The organism is Amycolatopsis sp. NPDC021455 (assembly GCF_040640995.1).
Classification (GTDB): domain Bacteria; phylum Actinomycetota; class Actinomycetes; order Mycobacteriales; family Pseudonocardiaceae; genus Amycolatopsis.
Genome location: NZ_JBFACT010000002.1, coordinates 213,840 through 228,042 on the forward strand (window position 1 = coordinate 213,840; position 14,203 = coordinate 228,042).

General features: G+C 70.6%; 12 protein-coding genes. 3 read left to right on the forward strand and 9 right to left on the reverse strand.

The window, feature by feature from the left end; all coding sequences use genetic code 11:
* The first annotated feature begins 49 nt into the window (after positions 1–49).
* Complete coding sequence (locus AB0G28_RS04025) at positions 50–1,438, forward strand: cytochrome P450 (RefSeq protein ID WP_361082728.1); 1,389 nt, start codon at positions 50–52, stop codon at positions 1,436–1,438.
* Between the two features lie 365 nt (positions 1,439–1,803).
* On the opposite strand, the gene iolD is transcribed toward AB0G28_RS04025, so the two are convergent.
* The 8 genes from iolD to AB0G28_RS04065 are packed head-to-tail and all read right to left on the reverse strand — an operon-like array spanning position 1,804 to position 9,893.
* A complete protein-coding gene (iolD, locus tag AB0G28_RS04030; RefSeq protein WP_361082730.1) occupies positions 1,804–3,639 on the reverse strand; it encodes a 3D-(3,5/4)-trihydroxycyclohexane-1,2-dione acylhydrolase (decyclizing) in 1,836 nt (611 codons plus the stop codon).
* Entirely contained in the window at positions 3,636–4,526 is an 891-nt protein-coding gene (gene iolB / locus AB0G28_RS04035; RefSeq protein WP_361082732.1) for a 5-deoxy-glucuronate isomerase, read from the reverse strand. Before iolB ends, iolD begins: the two co-directional genes overlap by 4 nt.
* Positions 4,523–5,257: an aldolase gene (locus AB0G28_RS04040; protein ID WP_361082734.1), complete on the reverse strand. Its 735-nt coding sequence runs from the start codon at positions 5,255–5,257 to the stop codon at positions 4,523–4,525. Before AB0G28_RS04040 ends, iolB begins: the two co-directional genes overlap by 4 nt.
* Entirely contained in the window at positions 5,254–6,183 is a 930-nt protein-coding gene (gene iolC / locus AB0G28_RS04045) for a 5-dehydro-2-deoxygluconokinase (protein WP_361082736.1), read from the reverse strand. Before iolC ends, AB0G28_RS04040 begins: the two co-directional genes overlap by 4 nt.
* Positions 6,180–6,959: an ATP-binding cassette domain-containing protein gene (locus AB0G28_RS04050; RefSeq protein WP_361082738.1), complete on the reverse strand. Its 780-nt coding sequence runs from the start codon at positions 6,957–6,959 to the stop codon at positions 6,180–6,182. Before AB0G28_RS04050 ends, iolC begins: the two co-directional genes overlap by 4 nt.
* Complete coding sequence (locus tag AB0G28_RS04055; protein ID WP_361082740.1) at positions 6,956–7,999, reverse strand: ABC transporter permease; 1,044 nt, start codon at positions 7,997–7,999, stop codon at positions 6,956–6,958. The genes AB0G28_RS04050 and AB0G28_RS04055 overlap by 4 nt, the downstream gene beginning before the upstream one ends.
* Positions 7,996–8,994 (reverse strand): sugar ABC transporter substrate-binding protein, encoded by a 999-nt coding sequence (locus tag AB0G28_RS04060; RefSeq protein ID WP_361082742.1) that lies wholly within the window; start codon positions 8,992–8,994, stop codon positions 7,996–7,998. The genes AB0G28_RS04055 and AB0G28_RS04060 overlap by 4 nt, the downstream gene beginning before the upstream one ends.
* A gap of 20 nt (positions 8,995–9,014) precedes the next feature.
* Positions 9,015–9,893 carry a TIM barrel protein gene (locus AB0G28_RS04065; protein WP_361082743.1) on the reverse strand — a complete coding sequence of 293 codons (879 nt, stop codon included), beginning with the start codon at positions 9,891–9,893 and terminating at the stop codon, positions 9,015–9,017.
* A 126-nt stretch (positions 9,894–10,019) separates the two neighbouring features.
* Between AB0G28_RS04065 and AB0G28_RS04070 the strand changes: the two genes are divergently transcribed.
* Both AB0G28_RS04070 and AB0G28_RS04075 read left to right on the forward strand, forming a co-directional pair.
* Positions 10,020–11,027 (forward strand): LacI family DNA-binding transcriptional regulator, encoded by a 1,008-nt coding sequence (locus tag AB0G28_RS04070; protein WP_361083139.1) that lies wholly within the window; start codon positions 10,020–10,022, stop codon positions 11,025–11,027.
* Positions 11,024–12,022, forward strand: a complete 999-nt coding sequence (locus AB0G28_RS04075; protein ID WP_361082745.1) for a Gfo/Idh/MocA family oxidoreductase — start codon at positions 11,024–11,026, stop codon at positions 12,020–12,022. Before AB0G28_RS04070 ends, AB0G28_RS04075 begins: the two co-directional genes overlap by 4 nt.
* A 73-nt stretch (positions 12,023–12,095) precedes the next feature.
* Here the strand turns inward: AB0G28_RS04075 and asnB are convergent, their stop codons facing one another.
* On the reverse strand, positions 12,096–13,937 hold the full coding sequence (gene asnB, locus AB0G28_RS04080; protein ID WP_361082747.1) for an asparagine synthase (glutamine-hydrolyzing): 1,842 nt from the start codon (positions 13,935–13,937) through the stop codon (positions 12,096–12,098).
* Between the last annotated feature and the right edge of the window lie 266 nt (positions 13,938–14,203).

Below are 14,203 nucleotides of genomic sequence, written 5' to 3' on the forward strand. Positions count from 1 at the left end.
GTAGCGGGGGATCGTGGCCTTATTGGATTCGGTTCAATAGGGAGCAGTCGTGGACACCATCGGGATTCCGCACCGTCCGGGCCGCCTGCCGGTGGTCGGCGACCTGTTCGGGGCGAACCCGCGCACACCACTGCAGGACACCGTGCGCCTCGGGAAGCGGCTCGGGCCGATCTTCAGCCGGAAATTCTTCGACATCGAGGTCGTCCTGGTCTCCGGCGTCGACCTGGTCACCGAGCTGAACGACGAGACGAAGTTCGGCAAGCACGTCGGCATGGGTGTCGAGAACCTGCGCGCGCTCGGCGGCGACGGCCTGTTCACCGCGCACACGCACGAGCCGAACTGGCGGCTGGCGCACGACATCCTGCAGCCGGCCTTTTCCGCCGAGGCGATGCGCCGCTACCACCCGGTGATGCTGGACGCCGCCCGCGAGCTCGTGGCGGCGTGGGACGCGGCGACCGGGCCGGTCGACGTCTCCGCCGACATGACCCGGCTGACCCTGGAAACGATCGGCCTGGCCGGGTTCGGCTACCGGTTCGGGTCCTTCGAGCGCGCCGAGCCGCACCCGTTCGTCACGGCGATGCTCCGGGCACTGCGGTTCGCGCAGCTGCAGAACGCCAAGCTGCCGTTCGTCCGGCGCGCGTTCGCTGGGTCGGCCGCGCAGAACCGCGCCGACATCGCGACCATGACGAACCTGGTCGACGAGGTCATCGCCGAGCGGCGCCGCGGCGGTGAGGAGAGCCGTGACCTGCTCGGCCTGATGCTCACCGAAGGCCACCCGGTGACCGGCGAGCGGCTGGACCCGGTGAACATCCGCAACCAGGCGATCACCTTCGTCGTCGCCGGCCACGAGACGACGTCCGGCGCGCTGTCGTTCGCGCTGTACTACCTGACCCGCCACCCCGAGCTGCTGGCAAAGGCTCGCGCGGAGGTCGACGCGGTGTGGGGCGGCCGCGAGCCGGCGTTCTCCGACGTCGCGAAGCTGCGTTACGTGCGTCGCGTGCTCGACGAGGCGATGCGGCTCTGGCCGACGGCGCCGGGTTACGCCCGCGCGGCCCGTGAAGACGTCGTGCTCGGCGGGAAGTACCGGATGCGCAAGGGCGACTGGGTGGTCGTGCCGCTCCCGCTGCTCCACCGCGACCCCGCGGTCTGGGCGGATCCGGAGAAGTTCGACCCGGACCGGTTCGAGCCCGCTGCGGTGAAGAAGCGGCCGGCGCAGGCTTACAAGCCGTTCGGGACGGGCGAGCGGGCTTGCATCGGCCGCCAGTTCGCACTGCACGAAGCGGTGCTGGCCCTCGGGACCGTCTTGCAGCGCTACGACTTCGAGATCGACCCGGGGTATGAGCTGAAGATCGTCGAGTCGCTGACGCTCAAGCCGAGCGGGTTCACGCTGCGGCCGCGGGTGCGGACGACGACCGGAAATGTCGGTGCCCTCCGGTAAAGTGGAAAACGGGGGGCGCCCCGCGGGGTCAGGGGCAGGTGGGGCGGCTCGAGCAGTCCGTGTCCGGGCATCGTGGAGCGCACGCCCGCGATCCGCGGTAAGGCCGCCCAGCGCTTCGGGTCGGCCGAGATGGTGCTCGCCGCCGATTTGAGGCAACCGCAGAGCGTCCTGCGGTCGGCCGGGGTCGAGGCCGGGGAGACGACGGTTTTCGGCCCGCTCGCGCAGGCTGCGCTGACCGGAGCGCGCCCGGTCAGGTACGGGAGGCACGGACTCAGGTCTTCGCACGGGTCTGTGGCCACGGTCCATGCTGCGCGGAGGTCCGGGCGGTGACACCGGATACCAGCCGAACCGGTGTCATCCGTCCGTCAAGACCGGAGGTAGCGCACCTGGTCCGCCTTCGCCCGCTCGTAGCCGTCCCGGCCCGCGAGGTGCTCCGGCACCCCGACCTCCCACCAGGCTCCGGCTTCGGTCCACGTCGACGGCTGCGTCTTCACCACGACCACCGCCGGACGCTGCTCGGCCACGGCCGCCTTGCGGGCCTCGCCGTACGCCTCCCGCAGTGAGTCCACTGTGGACGCGGAGAACACCAAGCACCCCAGCGACTCCGCGTGACGCGCGAAGTCCACTCGCGGTGGCGAAGCGTGTGAAGTCGTGCAGTCGGCGTAGAAGTTGTTGAACGGCTTGCCGCCCTGGCCCTCCTGGAGCCGCGCGATCACCGCGTATCCGTCGTTGTCGCACACGACCGCGACGAACGGGTGGCCCGCGAACGCGGCCGAGAACAGCTCCGAGTTCAGCATCAGGTACGAGCCGTCGCCCAGCAGGGTCGTGACGAGACCCGGGTGGGCGATCGCCGCGCCCCACGCGCCCGACAGCTCGTAACCCATGCACGAAAAGCCGTACTCGACGTCCATCGAGACCGAACCGGATCCGCGCCAGCCGCCGATCAGCTCGCCCGGCAGGCCGCCGGACGCCGTCATGACGTAGTCCTCCGGTGCCGACAGGTCGTTCACCACCCCGACGACCTGCGCATACGCCGGCAGCTCCGCGGCGGCCGATCGCAGCGAGTCGATGTGCGCGTCCCAGGAAGCCCGCTCGTCCGCCGCCCGCGCGGTCCACGCCGGGTCGACCCGCCAGCTCTCCAGCTGGGCGGCGAGGTCGGTCAGTCCAGCGTCGGCGTCTCCGACGACCGACAGCGCCCCGTGCTTGACCGCGTCGAACCGGGCCGCGTTGAGCGCCACCAGGCGGACGTCCGGGGAGAACACCGTCCACGACGCCGTCGTGAAGTCCTGCAGCCGCGTCCCGACCGCGAGCACGACGTCCGCCGCGGCCGCCACTACGTTCGCCGACGTCGAACCGGTGACGCCCAGCGGCCCCGCGTGCAGTTCGTGGGTGTGCGGGATCAACGTGCGGCCCGCGGTCGTCTCTACCAGGGGAATGCCGTGCCGCTCGGCGAAGTCGAGGGCTCGCCGCCCGGCACCCGAGTACCGGACACCGCCGCCGAGCACCATCAACGGCCGTTTCGCGGCACGCAGGACCCCGGCCGCCTCGGTGACCGAACGCCGGTCCGGACGTGGGCGCGGCGGCCGGTGCGTCACCGGCTCGAACAACGCTTCCGGGAAGTCGTACGTCTCCGCCTGGACGTCCTGCGGCAGGGCCAGGGTCACCGGGCCGGCGTCGGCCGGATCGGTGAGCACCCGCGCGACCTGCGGCAACGTGGAGAGCAGCTGCTCCGGCCGGGTGATCCGGTCGAAGTAGCGCGAGACCGCTCGGAACGCGTCGTTGACCGTCGCGGTCGCGTCCCCGAACGGTTCGATCTGCTGCAGCACCGGGTCCGGCGCCCGGCTGGTGAACGTGTCGCCCGGCAGCAGCAGCACCGGCAGCCGGTTCGCGTGCGCGACCCCGGCCGCGGTGACCAGGTTGAGCGCGCCCGGCCCGATCGACGACGTCACGACGCCGACCTGCCGCCGGTGCGTGGCCTTCGCGTACCCGACCGCGGCCAGCGCCATGCCCTGCTCGGTGTGCCCGCGCCAGACCGGGATGTCCCCGCGGTGTTCCTCCAGCGCGGTGCCGAGGCCGAGGACGTTGCCGTGCCCGAAGATGGCGAACACGCCGGGGAACAGCGGGACTTCGCGCCCGTCCAGGGTTTCCGAACGCTGGGCGAGGATCCAGCGGACCAGCGCCTGTGCCGTCGTCAGCTTCACTGAACACGCCCTTCGTGACTCGTGACCGGGCAACGCGGATCGAGGTCCTGCGTCGCCCACGTGTCGCGGACCCAGCCGTGCGCCGGGTCGTCGCAGAACGCCATGGACCGCTCGCCGGCCGGGCCGGCCAGGACGTTCAGGTAGTACATCGGGTAACCCGGCGCGGCCACGCACGGGCCGTGGTAGCCGCGCGGGATCAGGAAGACGTCGTGGTCGCGGACGGCGACGTCCTCGTCCAGGTCGCCGTCCGCGGTGTAGGTCCGGTGCAGGCCGAAGCCTTCGCGCGACGGCGTCACGCCGTCCCGGCCGGCGATGCGGAAGTAGTAGATCTCCTCGTTGACGACCTCGCACTCGGTCGCCTCGTCGTGCTTGTGCGGCGGGTACGACGACCAGTTGCCACCCGGCGTGATCAGCTCGCACGCGTTGAGCTTGTCCGCGTGGTCCCACACTCCCGGCACGCCGAAGTTGGTCACCTGCCGCGTCGCCTGCCCGGCACCGCGGACCTCGACCGGCACGTTCTCGGCCGGGCCGTACTTCGCCTCCAGACGGCGGGTGCAGCGCGCCATCGGCAACGCGACCTCGAGACCGTCCACTGTCGACAACTCGACTTCGGCTTCGCGGGGCACGTACGCGAAGTCCGTCACGCGGGTGAAGACCGAGTCGCGACCGCGGAGTTCGAAGACCTGCCCGTCGACGCGGACGGTCGCTGAGCCGGTGAGCGGCAGCACGAACGCTTCGAACTCGCCGGTGTGCAGGATCCGCACCTCGCCGGGGGCCAGCGAGAGAACCCGCAACCCGGTGAACGTCCAGCCCGCGCTGTCCGGGGTGAGCCGGACCGGGTCGGCGTCGTCGGACAGTGTCCCGAGTGGACGGTGCAGCTTGCTCACTTCGCGGCCTCCAGTACCTTTGCGGCGGCTTCGACAGCATCGCGGGTGTTCCCGCCGAGCCGGGTGTGACCCATGACCAGGCCGCGGACGACCTCGTGCGACAGCATCCCGTCCGACGGCAGGCCGTCGAGCACCACCGGCAGCGTCGTGGCGCCGAGGACGGCGGCAGAGCTGGTGGGTGGCAGCTGCAGCCAGGTGTGCGCCGACGTCGTCCCGAGGCCGGACGCGATGGTGACCGCCCGCGCCAGCGACGCCGGATCCTCCCGCAGCTCGATCATGGCGACCAGGCCGTACGCGGCCAGCTCGGTGACGGCGTCGGCGCAGGCCTGCGAAGCGGGGGCGGTGTCGACCGGTCGCAGGAGCATCTTGCCGCCGTCGAGGCCGCAGTCGATCAGCGTCCGGGCGTCGTAGCCGGTGAACCGGTCGTCGCGGTTCATCGACCCGAAGACGACCTTGTCGTGCAGCGCGCCGAGCAGGAGCAACTCCTCGACGATGTCCGGGGTGCCGAGGACGCCGTCGACGGCCGGATTCTCCAACGCGACGAGCAGGCGCTCCAGCAGCGTCCGCCGGTCGGGCAGGTCCTCGTGATCGGCGGCGACGAGGAACACGGTGCCGTTGTCGGACAACAGCTGGGGACGCCGCTTGCGCGTCGCGTACGCCTGCCGGACCGCGCCCGGGTTCGTGGCGCGGACGTGCAGGAGCTCCTTCCAGCGCTCGTCCGTGAGGATCACAGCAGCTCCTCGATCTCCTCGGGCGTCGGCATGGCGTCGGCGCAGGCCAGCCGGGACGCGACGAGCGCGCCCGCCGCGTTCGCGTACTCGGCGATGCGCACCGGGTCCCAGCCCGAGAGCAGCCCGTGGATCAGGGCGCCGCCGAAGCCGTCGCCGGCGCCGAGCCCGCAGACGACCTCGACGCGTTGCGGCGACACCGTCCAGCGGCCGTCCGGAGTCGCCACGAGGACCCCTTCGGCGCCCTTCTTGATCACCGCCAGGCGCAGTCCGCGTTCGAGCATCCGGTCCGCGGCCGTGTCCGGGTCCGCGGTACCGACGGCGACCTCCGCCTCGGCCCGGTTGCCGACCGCGACCGTGACGTGGTCGAGCATCCCGCCGATCTCTTCGCGGGCGTCTTCGACCGAAGGCCAGAACATCGGCCGGTAGTCCAGGTCCAGGACGGTGTGTTCGCGCCGTCCTCGGGCTTCGAGGATCTTGCGCTGGGTCGTCCGCGCGGGTTCGGCGGAGACGCCGGTGCCGGTGACCCACAGCAGCGGCACCGACCCGACGACGTCCCACGGCACGTCCTCGTCGGTGAGCGTGAGGTCCGGGGCGATGGGGGAGCGGTAGAACAGCAGGGGCGGGTCCGCGGGCGGGTTCAGCTCGCAGAACACCACCGGCGTCTGCAGGTCCGGCGAGGTGCTCACGAAGTCCGGTGAGACGCCGAAGCCCTCGAGTGCCTGCCGGACGTAGTCGCCGAAGCCGTCCGGGCCGACCTTGGTGAGCACCGCGGTCCGGCGGCCGAGCCGCGCGGCGGCGACCGCGACGTTGGTCGCGGTCCCGCCGAGCGACTTGGCGAACGTGCTGACCCCGGCCAGGGGGACGCCGCTCTGCTCGGGGTAGAGGTCGACCCCCACCCGGCCGATCGTCAACGCTTCCAGGGTCACGCCTTTTCCACCTGCCGCAGCTCGTGTTCGAGGGCTTCCAGTTCGGCACCGCCCGCCATCTGCCGGGTCAGCTCGTTGATGTCGATCTCGGACTTCTCGTAGTGCCCGAGCGCGGCACCCCGCTTGAGCAGCAGGAACCGGTCGGCCACCGGGTAGGCGTGGTGCGGGTTGTGCGTGATGAGCACGACGCCGAGGCCGCGGTCGCGCGCCTGGGCGACGTACTTCAGCACGACTCCGGCCTGCTTGACGCCGAGAGCCGCCGTCGGCTCGTCGAGGATCAGCACCTTCGCGCCGAAGTAGACCGCCCGCGCGATCGCGACGCACTGGCGTTCACCGCCCGAGAGCGTCCCGACCGGCTGCTCGACGTCCCGCAGGTCGATGCCCATGTCGGACAGCGCCTTCTTGGTCGTCTCGCGGCCCTTCTTCCGGTCGAGCATCCGGAACGGGCCGAACCCGGTCGTCGGCTCGGAGCCGAGGAAGAAGTTCCGCCAGACGCTCATCAGCGGCACCACCGCGAGGTCCTGGTACACGGTCGCGATGCCGCGGTCCAGGGCCTCACGCGGTGAGGCGAACCGCACGGGCTCGCCTTCCACGAGGAACTCGCCGCGGTCGTGCTGGTGCACCCCGGCGAGGATCTTGATCAGCGTGGACTTCCCGGCGCCGTTGTCGCCGAGCACGCAGGTCACCTCGCCCGCGTTGACCACAGTGGACACATCGCGCAGCGCGATCACGCTGCCGTACGTCTTCCCGATGTCTTTGACTTCGATCAGGCTCATCGGCGGACCCTTTCCGCGCGGCGCCGGAAGGCGTTGTTCACCAGGACCGCGGCCAGCAGCATGATGCCCAGGAACAGCATGAACCAGTCGCTGTTCCACTGCGCGAACACGATGCCCTGGCGCGCCATGCCGAAGATCAGCGCGCCGATCGCCGCGCCCACCGCCGAGCCGAACCCGCCGGTGAGCAGGCAGCCGCCGATCACCGCCGCGATGATGTACTGGAACTCCAGCCCAATGCCCTGGTTCGCCTGGACGCTGGCGAAGCGCAGGATGTTGATCGATCCCACCAGCCACGCGCCGAGCGCGGTGCCCATGAACAGCAAGATCTTCGTGCGCACCACCGGCACGCCGACCGAGCGGGCCGACACCTGCGACCCGCCGACCGCGAAGATCCAGTTGCCGAACCGGGTCCGCACCAGCAGCCACGCGGCGATCGCCGTGACGACGATCCACCACACGATCGACGACTGGAACTCCGTGCCGCCGATGTCGAACGTGGACGCGAACAGCCCGCCGGCCGATTCGTAGCCGCTCGTCGAGCGCATCCCCGACACCTGGACGGTGTTGGTGACCAGCCGCGTCACGCCGAGGTTGAGCCCCTGCAGGGCCAGGAACGACCCCAGCGTGACGATGAAGCTCGGCAGCCCGGTCTTCATCACCAGCCAGCCGTTGAACGCGCCGACGCCGAGCGCGAAGACCAGCGACGCCAGCAGCGCGAGCCAGACGTTCCAGCCCGCCTGCGTCGCCAGGATCGCCGTGACCAGCGACGTCGACGCCGTCATCACACCGGCCGACAGGTCGAACTCGCCGCCGACCATGAGCAGCGCGACCACGACGGCCATGATGCCCAGGGTCGACGAGTCGTCCAGCCAGGTCGCCACGCCCAGCGGGCTGAGGAACTGGCCGGTGACCACGGAGAAGAAGACGAACACCAGCACCGCGCCGAGGAGCGCACCGATCTCGGGCCGGACGACCAGCCGGTCCAGCAGGCCTTTCCTGGCGATGCGCTCGTCCGGTTGTGCCTGGATGGCTGCGGTCATCGCGTGCCGCGCTGCGCGTACGGGGCCACGGTGTCGATGTTGGTCTTGTCCACGAAACCGGGACCGGTCTGGACCGGGTGGCCGCCGCCGATGGTGTTGCCGTTCTCCTTGTACAGCTTGAGGAACACGATCGGCAGGTAGCCCTGCTCGTACTGCTGCTGGTCGACGGCGAAGAGGATGCTGCCGTCCTTGATGGCCGCGACGACGTCGGCGTTCAGGTCGAACGTCGCGACCTGGGCCTTCGAGTTCGCTTCCTTCGCCGCGCTCACCGCGCGGGCCGCGACCTGCGAGTTCAGTGCCAGCACCGCGTCGATCGACGGGTCGGACTGCAGCGCGCCGCGGATCCGCGACTGCGCGTCGGTCGGGTTGGAGATGTCGACCTGCAGCGTGGTGACGTTGCCGAAGGTCTGCTTCGCGCCGTCGCAGCGCTGGTTCTGGCCGATGTTGCCGGCCTCGTGGATGACGCACAGCAGCTTCGTCTTGCCCGCCGTCTTGAGCCGCTGGCCCGCGCCCTGGCCCGCGAGGCCTTCGCTCTGCCCGACGTGGGCGATGGCGCCGAACTGGGCGCTGAAGTCCTCACCGGAGTTGATGGTGATGACGGGGATGCCGGCCTTGACGGCGTTCTGGATCGACGTCTGCAGCGCCTGGGGGTTCGCCATCGACACGACCAGGCCGCCGACCTTCTGCGCGACGGCGTTGTCGATCAGCTTCGCCTGGTTGCCGGGGTCGCCGTCGGAGTAGTAGTCGACGCCTACGCCGAGGTCCTTGCCCGCCTGCTCGGCGCCGTTCTTCACGACGTTCCAGAAGGCGTCACCGGCGCTGCCGTGCGTGACGACGGCGACCTTCAGCGGACCGCTCGTGCTCGGCGCCGCGGCGGGGGCCGAAGAGCTGGCGCTGCTGTTCGAGTTGTCGGCGGTGGGGCCGCTGCAGGCGGCGAGCACCAGCCCGGTGGCGGTGATCGCGGCCGCCACGGCCAGCTTCTTGATTGAGAACACAGTCACTCCTTTGGGACCAGTTACAGAGAGTCGGTGATCGTCGCGAGGTGGGCCAGGCTGCGTTCGGTGTCCCGCCGGGGTAGGTCGTCGGGACTCTCCTCGCCGAGGGCGGTGTCCTGTTCGAGGACGTACCAGCCGTCGTAGCCGGCCGCCTGGACGGAGCGCACCATCGACGCCACGTCCACATCCCCCTCGCCGAGCGGGGTGTAGATGCCCCGCCCGACCGCTTCGGTGTAGCCGAGCCGCCCCGCGCGGACCTCGGCCGCCAGGTCTTCTCGGACGTCCTTCAGATGCACGTGCCCCACCCGTTCGGGGTACCGCTTCGCCAGCTCGACCGGATCCGTCCCGCCGATCATCAGGTGCCCGGTGTCGAGGCACAAGCCGAGATCGGAGTCGGCGAGGAAGCGCTCGACCTCGGCCTGCTGCTCCACGTGCGTCCCGACGTGCGGGTGCAGCACGGTGCGCAGGCCGTGGCCGACGGCGATGTCGCGAATCCTGCCCGCGGTGTCGACGAGCGTCGCCCATTCGGCGTCGGTGAGCTTCGGGCGGTCGTCGTAGCCGTCGAGACCCGTCGCGGCGGCCAGGACGAGGACGTCACCACCGCACGCGGCGAACAGCGCGGCCGACTCCTCGGCTTCCTTGAGCGCGTTCTCCTGGTTTTCGTGCAGCACGACGGCGAGGAAGCCGCCGACGAGCGTCAGGCCGTACTTGCCGAGCAGCTCGCGCAGGTCCGCCGGGTCGCGGGGCAGGTAGCCGGGCGGGCCCAGCTCGGTGGCCTGGACGCCGAGGGCCGCCATCTCGCCGAGCACGGTCGCCGCGTCCAGCACCCGGCCCCAGCCCGGCACTTCGCAGACGCCCCAGGAGATCGGGGCGGCGGCCACGCGGATCGTCGCTGTCACAAGGGGCCTCCGTTGGTCCGTTGGAGCGCTCTATTGATTAGAGCGCTCTAATCTTGTAGCGTCCGTCACAGCAAAGTCAAGGCCGAGTTTTCCGAGATCAGGGGAGGTGGGGTCGTGCGTCCGACGATGGAGGACGTCGCCGCGCGGGCGGGAGTTTCCCGCGCGCTGGTCTCCCTGGTGATGAACAATTCACCGAAGGTCTCCGACGCCCGCCGCGCGGCGGTGCTGCGCGCGGCCGAGGAGCTCGGCTACCAGCCGCACGTCATGGCGCGGTCGCTGGCCAGCCGGACGTCGACGGTGCTCGGCGTGATGGTCAACGACCTGCGCAACGCCTTCTTCGCCGACATCGTCGAAGAGCTGGACACCGCCGCGCAGGCGGCGGGGTTCGACCTGATCCTCAACACCGGCGGCCGCAGTCCCACGCGCGAGTGGAACGCCCTGCACAACCTGCTTTCCTTCCGCCCGGCCGGGATCATCCTGCTCTCCCCGGTCGTCCCGGCCTCGGCGATCCAGGTCGCGGCCCGGCAGTGCCCGGTCGTCCTGGTCTCCCGGACCGCCCGTTCGTCCACAGTGGACACGGTGAACGACGACGGTGAGGCGGGGTCGGCGCTGGCCGTCGACCACCTGGTCGGCCTCGGGCACCGCCGCATCGCCCACCTCGACGGCGGCGGCGCGGCCGGCGCGGCGCAGCGGCGGCGCGGCTTCGAGTCGGCGATGCGGCGGCACGGTCTCGAGCCGATCGTCGTGCGCAGCGAACACACCGACATCGGGGGCGAGAAGGCCGTGCGGGAGCTGCTGGCCGCGTACTCGCGCCCGGAGCTGCCGACGGGCTTGGTCTCCGGCAACGACTTCAACGCCGTGGGGGCGATCTCGGCGCTCGAAGAGGCCGGGCTGCGCGTGCCCGAAGACGTCTCGATCGTCGGCTACGACAACACGTCGCTCGCCGCGTTGCGGCACCTTTCCCTGACCACGATCGACCAGCCACGCAAGGACATGGCGCGGCTGGCCTTCGAAGCGCTGATCCAGCGCGTCCGCGGGGAACGCACGGAGCCGGTCCGGCACCTGCTGCACCCGTCCTTGGTGGTCCGGGCGACCACCGCCGAGTTTTCTGACACAGGAGGAGCACCACGATGAGGTTGGGATTGGCGGGCACCGGCCGGATCGGCACCGCGCACGCGGAGACGCTGAAGGGCTTCGAGGAGGTCGAGTCGGTCGTCGTGGCCGACGTCGACACCGCGCGAGCCGCGTCCGCCGCCGCGAAGCTCGGCGTCGAAGCGGTCTCCCTCGACGGGCTCTTCACCGCGGGCCTGGACGGACTGGTCGTCACGGCGGCCACCGACGCGCACCCGGGCCTGATCATCGCCGCGGTCGACGCGGGCATCCCGGTGTTCTGCGAAAAGCCGGTGGCCGCGGACATCCCGGGCACCCTGGCCGTCATCGACCGGATCGAGGCGTCGGACGTCCCCGTCCAGATCGGTTTCCAGCGCCGGTTCGACGCGGGCTACGCGGCGGCGCGGGCGGCGGTCGCGTCGGGCGAGCTGGGCTGGCTGCACACGCTGCGCGCGACGACGTTCGACCCGGCGCCCCCGCCGGCGGAGTACGTGGCGCACTCGGGCGGGCTGTTCCGCGACTGCGGCGTGCACGACTTCGACATCGTCCGCTGGGTCAGCGGCCGCGAGGTCGCCGAGGTGTACGCGGTCGGCGCCAACCGCGGCGAGCAGTTCTTCGTCGACGCGGGCGACGTCGACACGGCGGCGGCGACGCTCACCCTGGACGACGGAACACTGGCGACGGTGTCGCTGACCCGCTACAACGGCGCGGGCTACGACGTGCGCCTCGACGTGCTCGGCTCGGCTTCCGGCGTCGTCGTGGGCCTGGACGACCGGTCGCCGCTGCGGTCGGTGGAGCCGGGGGTGCCGCCGCTGCCCGGACCGGCCTACCCGGGATTCATGGAGCGCTTCCGCCCGGCGTACACGACGGAGCTGCGGGCGTTCCTCGACGTCGTCGCGGGCCGAGCCCCTTCGCCTTGTGGGGCGGCCGACGCTTTGGAGGCGTTCTACATCGCGGAGGCTTGCGAGGTCTCGCGCCGGGAACGCCGTCCGGTTCGCCTGGAAGAGGTCCGCCGCTAGCCGGAACTCGCGTGACTGAACCCGGAACTCGCGAGTTCCGGGTTCAGTCACGTCGGCAACGTCAGTCGAGCTGTCAGTCGAGCTGCAGCTCCGGGGTGTACATCTCCAGCCAGTGGTACAGGTCGAGCAGGCGGTCCAGGCCGACGCGGGCCGCCGGGTCCATCGTGGCCGGGTCCACTTCGGACACCCGGTGCGCCCACGACCGGTCGACCAGGTCGAACACCGCGTGGCGGGGCTCGGCCAGCACCTCCTTGGCCTGCTGCTGCAACGCCGCCGCGTAGCCCGGATCCTGCGTCGACGGGTACGGGCTCTTGACCCGCTGAGCGACCGACGCGGGCAGCACGTGCGAGGTGGCGTGCCGCAGCAGGCTCTTCTCGCGGCCGTCGAACGTCTTCAGCGACCACGGCGTGTTGTAGACGTACTCGACCAGCCGGTGGTCGCAGAACGGGACGCGGACCTCCAGGCCCACCGCCATCGACGCGCGGTCCTTGCGGTCGAGCAGCATCCGCACGAACCGGGTCAGGTGGAGGTGGCAGATCGTCCGCATCCGGGCCTCGGCCGCGGACTCGCCGTCCAGGTGCTCGACCTCGGCGACGGCGGACGAATACTGGTCGCCGAGGTAGGCCTCCAGGTCCATCTTCGCCATCAGCTCGGGCGTGTAGATCGACGCTCGGTCGGTCATCATCGCGGTGCGGAAGGCGATCCACGGGAACATGTCGGCGTTGACCGCGGCCTCGTCGAAGAACCAGCGGTAGCCGCCGAACACCTCGTCGGCCGACTCGCCCGACAGGGCCACCGTCGACTCGCCGCGGATCGCCTTGAACAGCAGGTACAGCGACGTGTCCATGTCGCCCAGCCCGGCCGGGATGTCCCGCGCCCGCAGCACCGCGCGCCGCACCTCCGGGTCGGTCAGCTCGGCCGGGTTCAGCACGACGTCCTTGTGTGCCGACCCCACCAGTGCCGCGACGTCGCGGACGAACGGCGAGTCCGCGGTGTCGCGCATCTCGTCCGGCTTGAAGTTCTCCTCCTGGCCGAAGAAGTCGACGGAGAACGTCCGCAGCTGCTCGCCCTGCTCCGCCAACCGCGCGGCCGCGAGTCCGGTGACAGCGCTGGAGTCCAGCCCGCCCGAGAGCAGCACGCAGCGGGGGACGTCGGCGACGAGCTGGCGGTTGACGATGTCGGTCATCAGCTCGCGGACGCGGGCGACCGTCGTCTCCTGGTCGTCCGTGTGCTGCTTCGCGTCCAGCTTCCAGTACGTGCGGGTCCGGACGCCTTCGCGCGTCACGGTGACGATCGTGCCCGGCCGGACCTCCTCCATGCCCTTCCACAGCGACCAGCCGGGCCGCTTGGTGAACGCCATCAGCTCGCGCAGGCCGTCGGTGTCGACGACCTTCCCGGCCAGGGGGTTCGCCAGGATCGCCTTCGGCTCCGAGCCGAACAGGACACCGTCGGCCGTGGGGTAGTAGTAGAACGGCTTGATGCCCATGCGGTCGCGGATCATGACGAGCCGGTCGTCGCGCTCGTCCCAGATCGCGAAGGCGTACATGCCGTTGAGGTGGTCGGCGACCGCGTCGCCCCACTGCAGGTAGCCGTGCAGCACGACTTCGGTGTCGCTGTCGGTCTCCCAGGTGTGGCCCAGCTTCGTCAGCTCTTCCTTGAGCTCGGTGAAGTTGTAGGCCTCACCGCTGTAGACCATCGCGACGTCGCCGTTCGGCGTGGTGACCGTCATCGGCTGACGGCCGCCGGGCAGGTCGATGATGGCCAGCCGCCGGTGGCCGAGCGCGACGTGCCGGCGCACCCACGTCCCCGAGTCGTCCGGGCCGCGACAGGCCATCGTCCCTGTCATGGCATCGACCACGTCCTGGCGGCGGGTGAGGTCGGCGTCGTAGGAAACCCAGCCGGCGATACCGCACATGGCGAACCCCTCCACAATTGCTTAGCCGATACAACTATCTTGTTAACCCAGGTGTAACACGAGCCGGAGATCTTGTCTGCCCGAATTGCACTTTCCGCACTTGTTCGGTCACGGACTGTGGCATGAGTCACTGACCAACAACATGCCGCTAGAAACGGGCAAGCGTTTGCGTGATGGCCACCACCGGCCCGTCAAGACGGCGTAAACGGGTGTCAGGAACGCGTCAAGGCGCCGTCAGCCGGACTTCCGGCGGGGACTCCCAGGAC

What these genes read in the sequence shown, in the direction of transcription:
- AB0G28_RS04050 (WP_361082738.1), bottom strand. Translation starts at nt 6,959, where the DNA reads ATGAGCCTGATCGAAGTCAAAGACATCGGGAAGACGTACGGCAGCGTG.
- AB0G28_RS04075 (WP_361082745.1), top strand. Translation starts at nt 11,024, where the DNA reads ATGAGGTTGGGATTGGCGGGCACCGGCCGGATCGGCACCGCGCACGCG.
- AB0G28_RS04070 (WP_361083139.1), top strand. Translation starts at nt 10,020, where the DNA reads ATGGAGGACGTCGCCGCGCGGGCGGGAGTTTCCCGCGCGCTGGTCTCC.
- AB0G28_RS04055 (WP_361082740.1), bottom strand. Translation starts at nt 7,999, where the DNA reads ATGACCGCAGCCATCCAGGCACAACCGGACGAGCGCATCGCCAGGAAA.
- asnB (WP_361082747.1), bottom strand. Translation starts at nt 13,937, where the DNA reads ATGTGCGGTATCGCCGGCTGGGTTTCCTACGACGCCGACCTCACCCGC.